The sequence below is a fragment of the Streptomyces sp. DSM 42067 genome, assembly GCF_055792885.1.
Window position 1 is genome coordinate 7,667,040 of the sequence record NZ_CM147706.1, and the last position, 18,273, is coordinate 7,685,312.

General features: G+C 70.2%; 15 protein-coding genes. 10 read left to right on the forward strand and 5 right to left on the reverse strand.

Annotation, left to right across the window (positions count from 1 at the left end):
- Positions 1-119: 119 nt before the first annotated feature.
- Positions 120-1,136, forward strand: coding sequence for a LacI family DNA-binding transcriptional regulator (locus tag ACSMXV_RS34485; RefSeq protein ID WP_473175028.1), 1,017 nt, complete (start codon positions 120-122; stop codon positions 1,134-1,136).
- 191 nt (positions 1,137-1,327) lie between these two features.
- On the opposite strand, the gene fdhD is transcribed toward ACSMXV_RS34485, so the two are convergent.
- The 5 genes from fdhD to ACSMXV_RS34510 all read right to left on the reverse strand — a co-directional run bounded on the left by fdhD (position 1,328) and on the right by ACSMXV_RS34510 (position 8,069).
- On the reverse strand, positions 1,328-2,191 hold the full coding sequence (fdhD, locus tag ACSMXV_RS34490; protein WP_473175029.1) for a formate dehydrogenase accessory sulfurtransferase FdhD: 864 nt from the start codon (positions 2,189-2,191) through the stop codon (positions 1,328-1,330).
- A gap of 18 nt (positions 2,192-2,209) precedes the next feature.
- Positions 2,210-3,070 carry a 2Fe-2S iron-sulfur cluster-binding protein gene (locus tag ACSMXV_RS34495; protein WP_473175030.1) on the reverse strand — a complete coding sequence of 287 codons (861 nt, stop codon included), beginning with the start codon at positions 3,068-3,070 and terminating at the stop codon, positions 2,210-2,212.
- A gap of 70 nt (positions 3,071-3,140) precedes the next feature.
- Positions 3,141-5,126 (reverse strand): NAD(P)H-dependent oxidoreductase subunit E, encoded by a 1,986-nt coding sequence (locus ACSMXV_RS34500; RefSeq protein ID WP_473175031.1) that lies wholly within the window; start codon positions 5,124-5,126, stop codon positions 3,141-3,143.
- A 7-nt stretch (positions 5,127-5,133) separates the two neighbouring features.
- The gene (locus ACSMXV_RS34505; protein WP_473175032.1) at positions 5,134-7,095 is read right to left on the reverse strand and encodes a molybdopterin oxidoreductase family protein; all 1,962 of its coding nucleotides are present in this window, start codon (positions 7,093-7,095) and stop codon (positions 5,134-5,136) included.
- A complete protein-coding gene (locus ACSMXV_RS34510) occupies positions 7,092-8,069 on the reverse strand; it encodes a 2-dehydropantoate 2-reductase (protein WP_181657503.1) in 978 nt (325 codons plus the stop codon). The genes ACSMXV_RS34505 and ACSMXV_RS34510 overlap by 4 nt, the downstream gene beginning before the upstream one ends.
- Before the next feature lie 453 nt (positions 8,070-8,522).
- Between ACSMXV_RS34510 and ACSMXV_RS34515 the strand changes: the two genes are divergently transcribed.
- The 9 genes from ACSMXV_RS34515 (at position 8,523) to ACSMXV_RS34555 (ending at position 18,270) form a co-directional block, all read left to right on the forward strand.
- On the forward strand, positions 8,523-9,296 hold the full coding sequence (locus ACSMXV_RS34515) for an SDR family NAD(P)-dependent oxidoreductase (RefSeq protein WP_473175033.1): 774 nt from the start codon (positions 8,523-8,525) through the stop codon (positions 9,294-9,296).
- Positions 9,297-9,514: 218 nt separating this feature from the next.
- Positions 9,515-10,852: an OFA family MFS transporter gene (locus tag ACSMXV_RS34520; RefSeq protein WP_473175034.1), complete on the forward strand. Its 1,338-nt coding sequence runs from the start codon at positions 9,515-9,517 to the stop codon at positions 10,850-10,852.
- A complete protein-coding gene (locus ACSMXV_RS34525; RefSeq protein ID WP_181657500.1) occupies positions 10,818-10,961 on the forward strand; it encodes an MFS transporter small subunit in 144 nt (47 codons plus the stop codon). The genes ACSMXV_RS34520 and ACSMXV_RS34525 overlap by 35 nt, the downstream gene beginning before the upstream one ends.
- A 179-nt stretch (positions 10,962-11,140) precedes the next feature.
- Positions 11,141-12,088, forward strand: a complete 948-nt coding sequence (locus tag ACSMXV_RS34530; RefSeq protein ID WP_473175035.1) for a beta-ketoacyl-ACP synthase III — start codon at positions 11,141-11,143, stop codon at positions 12,086-12,088.
- Between the two features lie 229 nt (positions 12,089-12,317).
- Positions 12,318-12,995, forward strand: a complete 678-nt coding sequence (locus ACSMXV_RS34535; RefSeq protein ID WP_473175036.1) for a GntR family transcriptional regulator — start codon at positions 12,318-12,320, stop codon at positions 12,993-12,995.
- 186 nt (positions 12,996-13,181) lie between these two features.
- Positions 13,182-14,363: an ROK family transcriptional regulator gene (locus ACSMXV_RS34540; protein ID WP_473179159.1), complete on the forward strand. Its 1,182-nt coding sequence runs from the start codon at positions 13,182-13,184 to the stop codon at positions 14,361-14,363.
- 224 nt (positions 14,364-14,587) lie between these two features.
- Entirely contained in the window at positions 14,588-16,159 is a 1,572-nt protein-coding gene (locus ACSMXV_RS34545) for a sugar ABC transporter ATP-binding protein (protein WP_473175037.1), read from the forward strand.
- Positions 16,156-17,211 carry an ABC transporter permease gene (locus ACSMXV_RS34550; RefSeq protein ID WP_473175038.1) on the forward strand — a complete coding sequence of 352 codons (1,056 nt, stop codon included), beginning with the start codon at positions 16,156-16,158 and terminating at the stop codon, positions 17,209-17,211. The genes ACSMXV_RS34545 and ACSMXV_RS34550 overlap by 4 nt, the downstream gene beginning before the upstream one ends.
- A gap of 18 nt (positions 17,212-17,229) precedes the next feature.
- Positions 17,230-18,270 (forward strand): substrate-binding domain-containing protein, encoded by a 1,041-nt coding sequence (locus tag ACSMXV_RS34555; RefSeq protein ID WP_473175039.1) that lies wholly within the window; start codon positions 17,230-17,232, stop codon positions 18,268-18,270.
- The last annotated feature ends 3 nt before the right edge of the window (positions 18,271-18,273 follow it).

Here is an 18,273-nt window from a genome sequence, read left to right on the forward strand (position 1 = left end):
TGACCTGTTTTCAGGAAATGGAGCGGGAGGCCCGCAGCAAGGTGACGGATCGCGGCCACCCGTCTGGCACAATGCCCAGGTGAACGCCGTCCCCACGGCACGGCGGCGAGGGAGGAGCCATGGGGGGAAGGCAGCGGCCGACCATCAAGACGGTGGCCGCGCGAGCGGGGGTCGGGCGGACCACGGTTTCACGGGTCATCAACGGCTCCGAACTCGTCAGCGAGAAGGCCAGGGCCGCCGTACTGGCCGCCATCGCCGAGCTCCAGTACGTTCCGAACTCCGTGGCCCGAGGCCTCGTGACGAGTAAGACCAACTCGGTGGCCCTCGTCATACCCGAGTCGGAGAGCCGCCTCGGTTCGGAGCCGTACTTCTCGGCGGTCATCCGCGGTGTCAGCGCCGCGCTGGCCGAGACCAGGACGCAGCTGCAGCTCGTGCTCGTCCGTGACCAGGGGGAACGCGACCAGCTCACCGAGTCGGTCGCGGAGCGCCGGGTGGACGGTGTGCTCCTGGTATCCGTGCACGAGCACGATCCCCTGCCGGGGCTCCTTGAGGACCTGGGTCTGCCGACCGTGCTGGCCGGCCGCCGCGGCCCCGGCGAGTCGCTGGCCCACGTCCACTCGGACAACACGGGCGGGGCCGCGGCGGCCGTGCGGCACCTGCTGTCACGCGGGCGCTCGAAAGTGGCCACGATCACCGGACCCCTGGACATGGACGTGGCTCGCAGCAGGCTTCAGGGCTGGCGGGAGGCCCTCACGGAGGCAGCCCGTCCGGCCGGGGAGGAACTCGTGGCCGCGGGCGACTTCACCGAGGAGGGAGGCGGGATCGCCATGCGTTCACTTCTCGAACAGGTCCCGGACCTGGACGCCGTGTTCGTGGCATCCGACGTCATGGCCGCCGGCGCCATGGTGGAGCTGCGCCGGGCCGGGCGCCGCATCCCGGACGACGTGGCCGTGGTCGGCTTCGACGACTCCATCATCGCCCGCCACAGCAGTCCGCCCCTCACCAGCGTGCGCCAGCCCGTCGAAGAGATCGGCAGCACCATCGCCCACCTCCTCCTGGAGGAGATCAGCGATTCCGAAGCGCCGCGTCGGCACGTTGTTCTGCCCACGCAGCTTGTGGTGCGCGAGTCGTCGTGAGCCGGGTGGCCCGTCCGGGTGGGGGTACCCCCAGAGTGAGCTCGGGCAGCTGACTGGGGGGAGGAACATCTGCCCGCACCAGGGCGGCGGCGCGTGTTGCTCGCAACGGCCACCGGTTGCGGCGGAGCCCAGCCGGCGCAGGGGGCGCTCCCCGTCGGCCCGGGCCCCGCCGCCGTGCAGCGGGGAGCCGGTCAGCCCTGGGCGGCCGCGGCCCGCAGGGCGATGCGGTGCTCACCCGCGTACACGTTCATGGAGGCGCCCCGCAGGAAGCCGACCAGCGTCAGGCCGGTCTCGGCGGCGAGGTCCACGGCGAGCGAGGAGGGGGCGGAGACCGCGGCCAGGACCGGGATGCCCGCCATCACGGCCTTCTGCGCGAGCTCGAAGGACGCCCTGCCGGAGACCAGGAGGATCGTGCGGGACAGGGGCAGACCGCCGTTCTGCAGGGCGCGCCCCACCAGCTTGTCGACCGCGTTGTGGCGGCCCACGTCCTCGCGTATGTCAAGGAGGTCCCCATCCTCCGTGAACAGTGCCGCCGCGTGCAGGCCCCCGGTCCGGTCGAACACCCGCTGAGCGGCGCGCAGCCGGTCGGGGAGGCTCGCGAGCAGCTCGGGTTCGAGCCGGACCGGGGGAGCGCTGCCGTCGCCTGTGTCGTCGATGGGCCACCGGGCGGTGGTCCGCACCGCGTCCAGGCTCGCCTTGCCGCACAGGCCGCAGGAGGAGGTCGTGTAGACGTTGCGTTCGAGGGTGATGTCGGGGACGGGAACACCGGGAGCCAGCTTCACGTCGACCACGTTGTACGTGTTCGAGCCGTCCTCGGTGGCCCCGGCGCAGTACACGATGTTCTGCAGCTCGGCCGCCGAGCCCAGCACCCCCTCGCTCACGAGGAAGCCCGCCGCGAGCGCGAAGTCGTCGCCCGGGGTGCGCATCGTGATGGCCAGGGGCTTGCCGTTCAGCCGGATCTCGAGGGGTTCCTCGGCGACGAGTGTGTCCGGGCGGGTGCTGACGGCCCCGTCCCGGATCCGGATCACCCGCCGTCGTTCGGTGACGCGTCCCATGTGTCAATCAGTCCCGAATCAGTCGCGGTTCTGCACGTGCTGGTAGCCGAAGCGGCCCTTGATGCAGAGGTTGCCGTGGGTCACCGGGTTGTCGTGCGGCGAGGTGACCTTCACGATCTCATTGTCCTGTACGTGCAGCGTGAGGTTGCAGCCCACTCCGCAGTACGCGCACACGGTGGTCGTCTCGGTCTGGGCGGACTCGTCCCAGGTGCCCGCGGCCCGCATGTCGAACTCCGTCTTGAAGGACAGGGCTCCCGTCGGGCACACCTCGATGCAGTTGCCGCAGTACACGCACGCCGAGTCGGTCAGCGGCGCGTCGTGCTCCACGGCGATACGGGCGTCGAAGCCGCGGCCCGCGACTGAGATCGCGAACGTGTTCTGCCACTGGTCGCCGCAGGCGTCCACGCATTTGTAGCAGAGGATGCACTTGTCGTAGTCGCGCACGTACAGGTCGTTGTCGACCTTGGGTTCCTCGTTGAGGCGTGCCGCGTCCGGGCCGAAGCGGTCCGGTTTCGCCTCGTACTCCTTGATCCACCCGGCGACCTTGGGTGTCGTCGACAAGTCGACTGAGGAGGCGAGGAGTTCGAGGACGATCTTGCGGCTGTGGCGGGCGCGTTCGGTGTCGGTGCGGACCTCCATGCCCGGCTCGGTCTTGCGGGAGCAGGCCGGGGCGAGCGTGCGGGCGCCCTCGACCTCGACCACGCACACGCGGCAGGCGTTCTTCGGGGTGAGCGTGTCGCCCTGGCACAGGGTCGGGATGTCCTTGCCCGCCGCCCGGCATGCGTCGAGGATCGTGGAGCCCTCGGGGACCCTGGCCTCCTGCCCGTCCAGGGTGAACTCGACGAGGCGGCGGGGTGGCCCCAGCGGTATGGCGGTCATGAGCAGGCCCCCAGGTGATCGATGACGGATTCCACGGCGGTCGTGCGCACCTCAAGCCGGTCGAGTGCGGTCATTCGTATGCCCCCAGGCGGTCGATGGCCGACTCCACGGCGTTCCAGGCGGTCTGGCCCAGTCCGCAGATCGAGGCGTCCCGCATGGCGCGGCCCACCTCGCGCAGCAGCGCGATGTCGCCGGCCGCGGCGGCACCCGTGCGCTCCGCGATCCGGTGCAGCGCCTCCTCCTGGCGGACGGTGCCGACGCGGCACGGCACGCACTGGCCGCACGACTCGTCGCGGAAGAATTCGGCGATGCGGAGCAGGATGCGCGGGAGCGGGACGGTGTCGTCCAGTGCCAGGACGACACCGGATCCGAGTGTCGTACCGGCCTCGCGGGTGCCCTCGAAGGTGAGCGGGATGTCCAGCTCGTCGGGGCGTACGAAGCCGCCCGCGGCGCCGCCCAGCAGTACCGCCCTGAGGTTGTCGGGCTTGCCGGCGAGGTCGAGGAGGTCGCCGAGCGTGGCGCCGAACGGCAGCTCGTAGATGCCGGGGCGCTCGACGGTGCCCGACACGCAGAACAGCTTGGGGCCCGTGGACTTCTCCGTGCCGATCGCTGCGTACGCCTGCGCGCCCATCGTGAGGATCGGCAGGACGTTCACGAGCGTCTCGACGTTGTTGGCGGCTGTCGGCTTGCCGAACAGGCCCTTCTCCACCGGGAACGGGGGCTTGGAGCGGGGTTCGCCCCTGTACCCCTCGATGGAGTTGAAGAGGGCCGTTTCCTCACCGCAGATGTACGCGCCCGCGCCGCGGCGGATCTCGATGTCGAAGGCGTAACCCTGGCCGAGGACGTCGTCGCCGAGCAGGCCACGCGCGCGTGCCTGCTCGATGGCGTGGGTCAGCCTGTGCAGGGCGCGCGGGTACTCGCCGCGGAGGTACAGGTATCCCTTGTGCGCGCCCACCGCGTACCCCGCGATCGTCATCGACTCGATGAGCGCGTACGGGTCGCCCTCCATGATCACCCGGTCCTTGAAGGTGCCGGGTTCGGATTCGTCGGCGTTGCAGACGAGGTAGTGGGGGTGGTCGGGCTGGGAGGCCGTCGCCTGCCACTTGCGGCCGGTGGGGAAGGCGGCGCCGCCGCGGCCGACGAGGCCTGCGTCGGTCACTTCGCGGATCACGCCTGCGGGGCCGATTGCGAAGGCCCGGCGTAGGGCCTCGTATCCGCCGTGGGCGCGGTAGTCGTCCAGGGAGGTGGGGTCCATAACGCCTATGCGGCGGAGCAGCACCAGGCTGTCTTGGCCGGCCTGAGGGACCGCCACGGCGGCGGGGGGCTCGGCGGGCGCGGCGTCCGGGGCGGTGGCGGCGGCCACGGTGGTGTCTACGGTGGCGGGGGCGACGACGGCGGTTGCGTAGGAGGATTCCCCCACCCCGCCCCTTCCCGCTGCATCCGATGTGCGGCTACCGCCGCGTGGCAGGGGGTCAGCCCCCTGGACCCCCGCTGGGGGCTCCGCCCCCAGGCTCGCGGATCGCCCTTCGGGCCCGTCCTCAAACGCCGGACGGGCTGGAACATCAGCCACCCCCGCCCGCACCACCAACGCCGCCGGCGCCCGCTCGCACAACCCCAGGCATGGGCTCCGCTCCACCGAAACCCCGCTCCCCGGCCCCAGCCGCGCCTCCACCCCGGCGCACACCTCCGCCGCCCCGGCGGCCGCGCACGCGATATCCGTGCACACGTGCAGCACAGTCGCAGGCCGCGGCCGCACCGAGAACATCGAATAGAACGTGGCGACCCCGTACGCCTCCGCCGGCGGCACCGTGAGCCGGCGGCACAGGTAGTCGAGGGCGCCCTCGCTGATCCACCCCACGCGGTCGTTGACCGCGTGCAGCCCCGGCAACAGCAGGTCGCGCCGCTCCCGTGCCTCGCGGCCCCCGCGCGCCCACCTCAGGTCGGCGTCGGTGCGGTCGTCGGCGCCCTCCCACGCCGACTCGGGCGGGCCGAGCAGCGCGTCGACCGCGGCCCGCTCCTCGTCCGTCGGCTTGCTGTCACCGAAGTGCAGATCCATGCCTGTCTCAGCTCCTCACGGCCGTGACGGGTGACGTCTCAAGTGACTTCTCGGCCAGCTTCTCGACGCGGATCGCCGAGGCCTTGAACTCCGCTGTGCCCGCGATCGGGCAGTTGGCCTCGATCGTCAGCTGGTTGGTGTCCACCTCGTCGGGAAAGTGCATGGTCATGAAGGCGAGGCCGGGACGCAGACCCGGGTCGACCCACACCGGCGCCACCACCGAACCCCGCCGCGACGACACCCGGACCTCCTCGCCCACCACGACCCCGTAGCGCTCCGCGTCCTCAGGGCACAGCTCGACGTACTCGCCGCGCCGCAGCGGAGAGGCGAAACCGCCGCTCTGCACACCGGTGTTGTACGAGTCGAGGCGCCGCCCGGTCGTCAGCCGGATCGGGAACTCCTCGTCGGTGAGGTCCACCGGCGGGTCGTGCTGGACCAGCCCGAAGGGCGCGAGCCGGCCGCGCCGCGCCGGGTCCGGGTCCCACAACCGGCCGTGTAGGTAGGTCGGTTCGAGCTTCTCCGTGTCGGGGCACGGCCACTGGATGCCCTGGTGCTCCTCCAGCCGCTCGTACGTCATGCCGTAGTGGTCCGGCGAAACCGACCGCAGCTCGTTCCAGACCGACTCGGCGTCCGCGTACTTCCATTCGTGGCCCAGCCGGGCGGCCAGGTCGCAGATGATGTCGATGTCCTCGCGCGCCTCGCCGGGCGGGCTGACCGCCTTGCGTACGCGCTGCACGCGCCGCTCGCTGTTCGTCGTCGTGCCGTCGGTCTCGGCCCAGCCCGCGGTGGCAGGCAGCACGACGTCCGCCAACTCGGCTGTCTTCGTGAGGAAGATGTCCTGCACCACCAGGAAGTCCAGGGCTTTCAGCCGGCGGATCGCCTGCTCGCTGTCCGCCTCCGACTGCGCCGGGTTCTCACCGATGCAGTAGACGGCCTTGAGCGAGCCCTCCTCCATGGCCTCGAACATCTCCGTCAGGTTCAGCCCGTAGTGGGGCTGGATCACGGTGTCCCACGCCGACTCGAACTTCAGCCGGGTGTCCGGGTCGAGGATGTCCTGGAAGCCGGGCAGGCGATTGGGGATCGCGCCCATGTCGCCGCCGCCCTGCACGTTGTTCTGCCCGCGCAGCGGCTGCAATCCCGAGCCGTATCGCCCCACGTGCCCGGTCAGCAGCGACAGGTTGATGAGCGCCCGTACGTTGTCCGTGCCGTTGTGGTGCTCGGTGATGCCCAGCGTCCAGCAGAGCTGGGCCCGCTCAGCCCGGGCGTACGCGTGCGCCAGCTCCCGTATCGCGGCGGCCGGTACGCCCGTCACCTTCTCGGCGAGCGACAGCGTCCACGGCTCCACCAGCTGCGCGTACTCCTCGAAACCGGTCGTCGCCCGCTCGATGAAGGCGTGGTTGGCGAGGCCCGCGTGGATGATCTCCCTCCCGATCGCGTGCGCCATCGGGATGTCCGTGCCGACGTTCAGCCCGAGCCAGCTCTCCGCCCACTCGGCGGTGCTCGTACGCCGCGGATCGACCGCGTACATCCGGGCGCCGTTCCTGATGCCCTTCAACACGTGCTGGAAGAAGATCGGGTGTGCGAAGCGGGCGTTGGAGCCCCACATCACGATCAGGTCGGTGTGCTCGATCTCCTCGTACGAGGAGGTGCCGCCGCCCGACCCGAACGCCGCCGAGAGGCCGGCGACGCTCGGCGCGTGACAGGTGCGGTTGCAGGAGTCCACGTTGTTCGTGCCCATCACGACCCGCGTGAACTTCTGTGCCACATAGTTCATCTCGTTGGTCGCCCGGGCGCACGAGAACATCCCGAAGGCCCCCCGCGCCGCACGGAGTCCGTCGGCGGCGCGGGTCAGCGCCTCGTCCCAGGTGGCGCGGCGGAACGGCTCGTCCCGGGAGTCGCGGACGAGGGGGTGGGTCAGCCGGTTGTACGTCTTGGGCGTGCGGTCCCTCTTGCGTGCCCTGTTGCTCATGCCGCGCTCCTCATGCGGTCGGCCAGCAGGTCCGAGATGGCGTGGACGGTACGGAGCGTCGGCACCGGCACATCGGTGATCCCCGCCAGCTCCACGACGGCCGCGAGCAGCACGTCGAGTTCGAGCGGTTTGCCGCGCTCCAGGTCCTGGAGAGTGGAGGTGCGGTGGTCGCCGACGCGTTCGGCGCCCGCAAGGCGTCGCTCGATGGAGACGCCCGGCTTGCAGCCCAGGGCCTCGGCGACCGCCAGCGTCTCGGCCATCATGATCTCGATGACCCGGCGCGTGCCGCCGTGCAGGCACATCTGACGCATCGTGGCGCGGGCGAGCGCGCTGATCGGGTTGAAGGAGATGTTGCCGAGCAGCTTGACCCAGATGTCGCCCCGCAGGTCCGGCTCGACCGGGCACTTCAGGCCGCCGGCCTGCATCGCCTCGCTGAAGGCCAGGCAGCGCTCGGACACCGAGCGGTCGGGCTCGCCGATGGAGAACCTGGTGCCCTCCAAGTGGCGTACCACTCCTGGGCCTTCGAGCTCCGTCGCCGCGTAGACGACGCATCCGATCGCCCGCTCGGGCGCGAGCACCGCACTGACCGCGCCGTCGGGGTCCACGCTCTCGATGCGCTGCCCGTCGTGCGGGCCGCCGTGCCGGTGGAAGTACCACCAGGGGATGCCGTTCTGGGCCGCGATGACGGCCGTGTCCTGGTGCAGCAGCGGCTCGATGAGCGGCCCGCACGCCGCGTACGAGTTGGCCTTGAGCCCCAGGAAGACGAAGTCGACCGGGCCGATGTCGGCCGGGTCGTCGGTGGCGTGGGCGCGCGCGGTGAAGTCGCCGCGCGGGCTGAGAACCTGCACTCCATGCTGCCTCATGGCCGCGAGATGCGGTCCACGGGCGACGAGATGCACGTCGGCGCCTGCGCGGTGCAGCGCGGCCCCGACGTAGGCGCCGATCGCACCGGCGCCGAGAACTGCGACTTTCACTGTGGGGCGCTCCGTTCGGTCGAGGGAAACCGGAGGGAAAGCAAGGGAACAGCAACTGTCGTCGGAATATTGTCTACAGTATGGAAGTTGGCCCAGCAAGGGTTCGCGCAGTAGCTGCCACGGCTCTGTGACGTCGACCGTCAGTCGGCCATCCCGTTCGATAGTTGGCCGGCGCCCCGTTCACTCGGGCTGACTCAGGGCTCGAGTCAGCCAGTGCGCGCTCAACTGGGCCGGTCTGTGCCCTGTTCCGGGAGAGCGGGGCCTCCCGTGCGTGTACATCCGAGGCCTTCGGGACCCGATGCAACGTCGAGCCGCCGCTGTCCGAGTCATCCAGGGCGTCGATCACATATCGGCTGGGTAGCACTGTGCCGGGGAAGGGTGTATTGCCCACGCGTCGGCCGGCCCGGCCGTCCCCGGAATCCGTCCACAGCTCCCAACCGACAGGAGTAAGGGATGCCAAATTCCCAGCCCGATTTAGCCATTGTGACCGGCGCCGCCAGCGGTATCGGCAGAGCAGCGGCCCTGCGGCTGGCCGACAGCGGTTGGACTGTCGCAGCTGTCGACATCAGCGACACTGGGCTCGATTCGCTGGCCGAACGCAGCCCAAACATCCGGCCGTTCGTCTGCGACATCACCGACCCGCCGGCAGTAGCCGAAGTGGTCAAGCGGATCAGCGACGAGATCGGTTCACCGCGGCGGCTCGTTCACAGCGCTGGGATCGCCAAAGTGGGACAGCTGCTCGACCAGGACCCCGCCGACACACTCCGCTTGATGAACGTCATCTACGGCGGCACGCTCCATTTGATCCACGCCGTCGTCCCCGCCATGGTGTCCCGCAGCGGCGGGCAGATCATCCTGCTCGGATCCATCGCCGGCTGGGTCCCCGTACCCCAGGGAGGGGGGTATGGCGCGGCAAAAGCCGCAGTCCACATCCTCGCCGAGACCCTGTCGGTTGAGTGCCGCGAACAAGGCATCCAGGTCCTGTGTGTCTGCCCGCCTGCCGTGGAGACCCCCATGCTGGATCGCATGCGCCGTGACGCGCCTGCCATGTTCGGGCCACGCCCCGGCCTGACCACCGATGCGGTGCTGGACTCGATGGACCGCGCCTTGGCGCGAGGCCGGTTATGGGCCTTCCCGGGGCGGGGCACCCACGCCATGTGGACGGCACGGCGCATGGCGCCACGCCTCGTGAGCCGGATCATCGCCCGGACCATCGTTCGGCAGTGACCTTCGCTCATCGGCCCCGCCGTGCCTAGACCGAACTGCTTTGCCTTCAATGGCCGACGCACCTGAGTTCGCCCGCTGCCGGCCGTACCACGAGCGGGAATGGGTGGCGGGGAGACGGGGCGGGACACGGCGGGGCTGTGCGCTGCTCAAGCACGTCGACGGGTTCGTGTCCCCGAACGTCTTCCCAAGTCCCGTACAGGTTCCTATCGTTCGGGATCATGAGCCCACCCGTCGCCCCAACCGGCTGGAGCCGCTGGCTCGTTCCGCCGGCAGCCCTCTCGGTCCACCTCTCCATCGGCCAGGCCTACGCCTGGAGCGTCTTCAAACCCCCACTGGAGTCCGCGCTCGGCCTCAGCGGCACCCAGAGCGCCCTGCCCTTCCAGCTCGGCATCGTCATGCTGGGCCTGTCCGCCGCGTTCGGCGGCACGCTCGTGGAACGCAACGGGCCGCGCTGGGCGATGACAGTCGCGCTGTGCTGCTTCTCCTCCGGCTTCCTGCTCGCCGCGCTCGGCGCCGCCACCGAGCAGTACTGGCTGATCGTGCTCGGCTACGGCTTCGTCGGCGGGATCGGACTCGGCATCGGATACATCTCGCCCGTATCAACGCTGATCAAGTGGTTCCCGGACAGGCCCGGCATGGCCACCGGCATCGCCATCATGGGCTTCGGGGGTGGCGCCCTCATCGCCTCGCCGTGGTCGGCTCAGATGCTCGAGTCCTTCGGCGCGGATCCGTCCGGCATCGCACTCGCGTTCCTCGTGCACGGCCTGACGTACGCCGTCTTCATGTCGCTGGGCGTCCTGCTCGTACGCGTGCCGCGCCCGGACTCGCGTCCCACCCCCTCCGGACCGTCCCCGATCGAGGGCGTACAGGTCTCGGCGCGCAGTGCCGTACGCACCCCGCAGTTCTGGTGCCTGTGGGTCGTGCTGTGCATGAACGTGACGGCGGGCATCGGCATCCTGGAGAAGGCCGCGCCCATGATCACCGACTTCTTCGCGGACACGGAAACGCCGGTGTCGGTCTCCGCGGCCGCAGGATTCGTCGCGCTGCTCTCCGCGGCCAACATGGCCGGACGCATCGGCTGGTCCTCGACCTCGGACCTCATCGGCCGCAAGAACATCTACCGGCTGTACCTGGGCGTGGGTGCCCTGATGTACCTGCTGATCACGCAGTTCGGTGACTCCTCGAAGCCCCTGTTCATCGTCTGCGCGCTGGTCATCCTCTCCTTCTACGGCGGCGGCTTCGCCACGATCCCCGCCTATCTGAAGGACCTCTTCGGCACCTACCAGGTCGGCGCCATCCACGGCCGGCTGCTCACCGCCTGGTCCACCGCCGGCGTCCTCGGCCCGCTGATCGTCAACTGGGTCGCCGACAGTCAGGAGGAGGCCGGCAAGCACGGCTCCGGCCTCTACGGTCTGTCGCTCACCATCATGATCGGCCTGCTTGTCGTCGGCTTCGTCGCCAACGAGCTCGTACGCCCCGTCCACCCCCGCCACCACATCCCCGCCCCGAGGGAGGCCGCCGATGACGACACCGTCCGGCACGAGCAGTCCGCCTAGCCCAAGGCGCCGCGGACTGATCCTCTTCGCCTGGCTGTGGGTGGGCGTGCCGCTCGCCTACGGGGTCTACGAACTGGTGCAGAAGGCGACGCAGCTCTTCACCGGCTGAGGTTCCGGCTGCCGGGCGGGCGCCCCGCGCTGTACGGCAAGGCCGCGCGGCACGGCTGTACGGCATGAGGGAAACCGACAAGCGGGGCGCCCCAATCCTGTCGCTTTACGTCACCTCGTACCCGTGAGTCGCTTACCAGACTGGTGAGTCCCGTATCTCCGCCACGAGGGGGCTCGCCCATGAACGGCTCACGCATCGCCGCAGTCGGCCATTACCAGCCCGCCCAGGTCCTCACCAACGAGGACCTGGCGGGCATGGTCGACACGAGCGACGAGTGGATCAGGTCCCGGGTGGGCATCCGCACCCGCCATATCGCCGGCCCCGACGAGCCCGTCGACGAACTGGCCGCGAACGCCGGCGCCAAGGCCCTGGCCGCCGCGGGCCTGACGCCCGGCGACATCGATCTGGTGCTCGTCGCCACATCCACGGCCGAGGACCGCTCCCCGAACATGGCCGCCCGGGTCGCCGCCCGCCTCGGCATCCCGTCCCCTGCCGCCATGGACGTCAACGTCGTCTGCGCGGGCTTCACACACGCACTGGCCACGGCCGACCACGCTGTACGGGCCGGGGCCTCGGCTCGGGCGCTCGTCGTCGGCGCCGACAAGATGTCCGCCGTGACGGACTGGAGCGACCGCACCACCTGCGTCCTCGTCGGCGACGGGGCGGGGGCCGCCGTCGTCGAGGCGAGCGCTCCGGACGCCGAGCCCGGCATCGGGCCGGTGCTGTGGGGCTCCGTGCCTGACATGGGTCACGCGGTACGCATCGAGGGAACACCGCCGCGCTTCGCGCAGGAGGGGCAGAGCGTCTACCGGTGGGCCACCACCCGGCTCCCGTCCATCGCCCGGCAGGCATGCGAGCGTGCGGGCCTCGTGCCGGAGGACCTGGCCGGGGTCGTGCTGCACCAGGCGAACCTGAGGATCATCGAGCCGCTCGCCGAGAAGATCGGCGCCGTGAACGCGGTCGTCGCCCGCGATGTCGTCGACTCCGGCAACACGTCGGCGGCGAGCATTCCGCTCGCCCTGTCCAAGCTGGTCGAGCGCGGCGAGATCGGCACCGGGGATCCCGTGCTGCTCTTCGGGTTCGGCGGCAACCTGTCGTATGCGGGGCAGGTCGTTCGCTGTCCGTGAGGGGGAAGCGCTGTCGGTGAGGCGGAGGCGTTGTCCCTGAGGTGGAGACGCTGTTCCTTGTGCCGGGAGGCGCTGTCTGTGAGGCGGTGAGTGGCCGGCCGGTGGGGCGGCCATGGCGCGGTGTGACGTGCCCGACTCTCTCTGGTGCTGGCCATTGTGCTCAGTAGACTGTAGACGAAAGCCAATTGACGTCATGCTGGCTTGTCCGCTGCCCAGGAGGGGGACCGCGATGTTGTCCACAGGACTGCCGCAGGGAGCGGTGCCCAGGCTTGAACGACCCGGTCCCCTGCGTGACCGGGTCTACGAGGCGCTGCTCGAACTCATCACGACCCGCGCCCTCCAGCCGGGCCAGCACCTCGTCGAGAGCGAACTGGCCGGGCATCTCGGTGTCTCGCGGCAGCCCGTGCGCGAGGCCCTGCAGCGCCTCAACACCGAGGGCTGGGTCGACCTGCGCCCGGCCCAGGGCGCGTTCGTGCACGAGCCGACCGAGGACGAGGCGGACCAGCTTCTGACGGTGCGTACGCTGCTGGAGGCCGAGGCCGCACGGCTGGCCGCCGCCAACGCGGGCACCGCGGGGATCACCGCGCTGGAAGAGCTCTGCGCGACGGGCGAGCAGGCGGTCGAGGACGGTGACGTGGACCTGGTGGTGGCGACCAACGCCGCGTTCCACGCCAAGGTCATGGAGCTGGCGGGCAACATCGTCCTGGCCGAGCTCGCCGGGCAGGTCGACCGGCGCGTCCGCTGGTACTACACGCCGGTCGCCCGGCAGCGCGGCAAGCAGTCCTGGATCGAGCACCGGTCCCTGATCGCGGCGATCTCGGCCCGCGACGAGCAGCGCGCCACGGAGATCATGCGCGCTCACACGGAGCACACACGCAAGACGTATCACGCGCGCGACAAGTCCTGAGGGCGGCACCACGGCCTGTGAGACCAGTGGGGCAATCGCTGGGCCGCCTGCCCTTTGTCCTGTCGCAGGAAAAAGTCATGGTCGATTCATGCGCAACTTCTTCCCACTCCCGGCGGGCACTGCTACGTTCCCCTCGAAAGCCCGATGGAGACAGGCCGATCAGGCGGGGAGGGGCACGTGAGACGTATGACGGCTCGGCCCGCGAACGCACATCAGGCGCGACTGCTGCGGCTGTTGCGTGACGGTGGCCCCAACTCGCGGGCACAGCTGGGCGACCAGATCGATCTGTCCCGCTCCAAGCTCGCCGTCGAGGTGGACCGGCTGCTGGAGACCGGGCTCGTCGTCGCAGACGGTCTCGCCGCCTCGCGAGGCGGCCGCCGCTCCCACAACATCCGCCTCGCCCCCGCCCTGCGCTTCCTCGGCGTCGACATCGGGGCCACGTCGATCGACGTCGCCGTGACCAACGCGGAGCTGGAGGTGCTCGGGCACATCAACCAGCCCATGGACGTACGCGAGGGCCCGGTCGCCGTCTTCGAGCAAGTGCTCTCCATGGCGGCGAAGTTGAAGGCCTCCGGGCTCGCCGAAGGCTTCGACGGGGCGGGCATCGGCGTCCCCGGACCGGTCCGCTTCCCCGAGGGCGTCCCGGTCGCGCCGCCGATCATGCCCGGCTGGGACGGCTTCCCCGTACGAGAAGCCCTCAGCCAGGAACTCGGCTGCCCCGTCCTCGTCGACAACGACGTGAACCTCATGGCGATGGGGGAGCAGCACGCGGGCGTCGCCCGCTCCGTCGGCGACTTCCTCTGCGTCAAGATCGGTACGGGCATCGGCTGCGGCATCGTCGTCGGCGGCGAGGTCTACCGCGGTACGACGGGCAGCGCCGGGGACATCGGCCACATCCAGGTAGAACCGGACGGACGGCCCTGCGCCTGCGGCAACCGGGGCTGCCTGGAAGCCCACTTCAGCGGCGCGGCCCTCGCCCGTGATGCCGAGGACGCCGCCCAGCAGGGACGCTCAGCCGAGCTCGCGACCCGCTTCGAGGCGGCCGGGCGGCTCACCGCCGCGGATGTCGCCGCCGCGGCCGCCGCCGGCGACGCCACGGCGCTCGACCTCATCCGCGAAGGCGGCAACCGCACCGGCCAGGTCATCGCCTCACTCGTCAGCTTCTTCAACCCCGGCCTGGTGGTGATCGGCGGCGGTGTGACAGGCCTCGGCCACACGCTGCTCGCCGCAATCCGTACCCAGGTCTACCGCCAGTCGTTGCCCCTCGCGACCGGCAACCTCCCCATCGTCCTCGGCGAGTTGGGACCCGCGGCCGGAGTCACCGGCGCGGCCCGGCTCATCAGCGACCACTTGTTCTCACCGGCCTGATCGCCGGTACGTACCCGCGCCACTGCACCATCTGTACGGCTGCACCACCTTCACGAGCCGCACGAGCTGCACCACCGCACGAGCCGCACGACCTGCACCACCTTCACGAGCCGCAACACCCAGTACGCCATCCACGTACAGCTGCATGCCCTGCACCACCCGACATATCAGTACACGCCCTGAATCGCACCCGCTCACCGGCCGCACCGCCGAGGGGAACCGTCATGGCACCAGAACCACCCCTGCTCACCATGTCCGGCATCACAAAGTCGTTCCCGGGCGTCCGCGCCCTCGACGGCGTGGACCTCGAAGTCCAGGCCGGTGAGGTCCACTGTCTGCTCGGCCAGAACGGCGCCGGGAAGTCGACCCTCATCAAGGTGCTCGCCGGCGCCCACCAACCCGACGACGGCGCGATCACCTGGCGCTCCGAACGCGTCGTCCTCCGCTCGCCCATCGCCGCCATGCGCCTCGGCATCGCCACGATCTACCAGGAACTCGACCTGGTGGAGGGCCTGTCGGTGGCCGAGAACGTCTTCCTCGGCCATGAGCCGACCGCGGCCGGCTTTGTCGTACGAGGACGGGAGGCACGCGACCGGGCTGCGGCCCTGCTCAAGCGGCTCGGTCATCCGGAGATCGACCCGGCCCGGCTCGTCGGCGATCTCTCCGCCGCCCAGCAACAGATCGTGTCGATGGCGCGGGCGCTCTCCCACGACGTACGGCTCATCGTGATGGACGAGCCGTCCGCCGCCCTCGACCCGGACGAGGTCGACAACCTCTTCCGTATCGTGCGCGATCTGACCGCAGATGGTGTCGCCGTCGTCTACATCTCCCACCGCCTCGAGGAGATCCGCACGATCGGCGACCGCGTCACCGTCCTCAAGGACGGCCGGGCCGTCGCGGTCGGGCTCCCCGCCAAGACCACCCCGACGCGGGAGGTCGTCGCCCTGATGACCGGCCGCAACGTCGAGTACGTCTTCCCGGACCGGCCCTCCGGCGCGGGGGCGGCTCGTCCCGCACCCGTACTGACCACCGAAGGCCTCGCCCGCGACGGCGAGTTCGCGCCCCTCGACCTCGAACTGCACCCCGGCGAGATCGTCGGCCTCGCGGGGCTCGTCGGCTCCGGGCGCTCGGAGATCCTGGAGACGGTCTACGGGGCGCGCAAGCCGAGTGCGGGCCGGGTGCTGGTCGACGGGAAGCCACTGAAGCCCGGCAGCGTCCGTGCCGCCGTCCGCGCGGGGCTCGGGCTCGCCCCCGAGGAGCGCAAGGCGCAGGCGCTGCTGATGCTCGAGTCCGTCACCCGCAATGTGTCGGTCTCCTCCATGTCCCGCTTCTCGCGGGGCGGTTGGCTGGACCGGTCCGCCGAACGTGACGCGGCTCGGAACGCCACGCGGGAGCTGTCGCTGCGCCCCGACAACCCGTCAGTTCCCGTACGCACCCTCTCCGGCGGCAACCAGCAGAAGGCCGTACTCGCCCGCTGGCTGCTGCGCGGCTGCCGGGTCCTCCTGCTCGACGAGCCCACCCGGGGTGTCGACGTGGGCGCCCGCGCCGAGTTGTACGCCGTCATCCGGCGGCTCGCCGACGACGGCCTCGCCGTCCTCCTCGTCTCCAGCGAAGTACCCGAGGTCCTCGGGCTCGCCGACCGTGTGCTGGTGCTCCGCGAGGGCCACGTCGTGCACACGGCGCCCGCCCGGGAGCTCGACGAACACCGCGTACTCGACCTCGTGATGGAAGGAAGCTCCGTGACCAGCAGGACCACCGGGGCCCCCGTGACCACGGAAGGGAGTCCGACGTCATGACGCAGCCCGCCTCTCCGGCGCAGCAGGGCCAGACGGACGCCGGGACTCGGCCCGCATCCACCGGCCCCCGCAAGTCAGACCCCGCGGACGTTGGGAGTCCGCTCCGTACCCTGTGGGCACGGGCCGACATCCGGACCCTGTCACTGCTCGGCGTGCTCGCCGCGCTGATCGTCGTCGGCGGCATCACCAAGCCCGACGAGTTCCTGGACACCAGGAACCTCCAGCTCGTCCTCACCCAGTCGTCCGTCATCGGTGTCGTCACGGTCGGCATGACCTTCGTCATCACCTCCGGCGGCATCGACCTGTCCGTGGGCGCCATCGTCGCGCTCGCCTCGGTGTGGGCCACGACCGTCGCCACCCAGGAGTACGGCTTCGGGGGCATCCTCTTCACCTCGGTGCTCGTCGGCGTCGGCTGCGGACTGGTCAACGGGCTGCTCATCGCGTACGGCGGCATGGTGCCGTTCATCGCGACGCTCGCCATGCTCGCCTCCGCACGCGGCCTCGCCCTGCAGATCACCGACGGCAGGACGCAGGTCGTCACCGTCGACGGGATTCTCGACCTGGGGGAGCGCGACGCGTACATCCTCGGTGTTCCGCCGCTGGTCCTCGTCTTCGCGGCCGTCACGATCGTCGGCTGGCTGGTGCTCAACCGCACCACCTTCGGGCGGCGCACCGTCGCCGTCGGCGGAAACGCGGAGGCGGCACGGCTGGCCGGCATCGACGTACGCCGCCAGCGCCTCTACCTCTATCTGCTGTCCGGGATGTGCTGCGGCATCGCCGCGTTCCTGCTGATCATCCTGTCCGGCTCGGGCCAGAACACCAACGGCAACCTCTACGAACTCGACGCCATCGCCGCCGCGATCATCGGCGGGACCCTGCTCAGCGGCGGCCGGGGCACCATCACCGGCTCGGTCCTCGGCGTCCTGATCTTCACCACGATCACCAACATCTTCGCCCTCAACAACCTGCAGAGCGACGTCCAGCAGATCGCCAAGGGCGCGATCATCGTCGCCGCCGTGCTGGTCCAGCGCCGTACCGCAAGCACGACTTGAGGAAAGGGTTTAACCACCATGCCAGAGCTCACCAGTCGCAGAGGACTGCTGTTCGGCACCGCCGCCGTATCCGCCGGTGCCCTCCTCACCGCCTGCACCAGCAACGAACCCAAGAAGGAGGAGGCCGCCGCGAACGACCAGCCGGTCGCGGACGACAAGCCCGGCAAGGAGGTCACCATCGGCTTCGCGGGGCCGCAGGCCGACCACGGCTGGCTGAACGCGATCAACGACAACGCCAAGAAGCGGGCCGAGAAGTACCAGGACGTGACGCTCGAGATCACCGAGGGCTCCAACGACACCGCGGCCCAGATCGGCCAGATCGAGACGCTGATCAACAAGAAGGTCGACGTCCTGGTGGTCCTCCCGGCTGACGGCAAGGCGCTCACGCAGGTCGGCCTGAAGGCCATGCGCGCGGGCATCCCCGTCGTCAATCTCGACCGGATCTTCAACACACCGCAGGCGTACCGCTGCTGGATCGGTGGCGACAACTACGGCATGGGCCTCAACGCCGGTCACTACATCGGCGAGAAGCTCAAGGACAAGAAGGACGCGCGCGTCGTGGAGCTCGCCGGGCTCGACAACCTGGAGCTGACGAAGCAGCGCACCCAGGGCTTCGACGATGCGCTGAAGAACTACCCGAACATCAGGAAGGTGGCGCGCCAGGCCGCCGAGTTCACCGTCGAGTCGGGCCAGGCCAAGATGGCCCAGCTGCTGCAGGCCCAGTCGAAGTTCGACGCCCTGTGGAACCACGACGACGACCAGGGCGTCGGTGCCCTGCGCGCCATCGAGCAGGCGGGCCGCGACGACTTCCTGATGGTGGGCGGCGCGGGCGCGCTCTCCGCCTTCCAGGCGATCAAGGCCGACAACGGCGTGCTCAAGGCCACCGTGCTGTATCCGCCGACCATGGCCGCCTCGGCGATCGATCTGGCGCGTGCGCTCGGGCAGTCCAAGGGCGTGTCCGGTCTCGCGGAGTTCGAGATCCCGGCATCGCTCACCCTCTACTCGGCCGTCGTCGACAAGGACAACGTCGACCAGTACATGTCCACCGGCTTCAAGTGATGC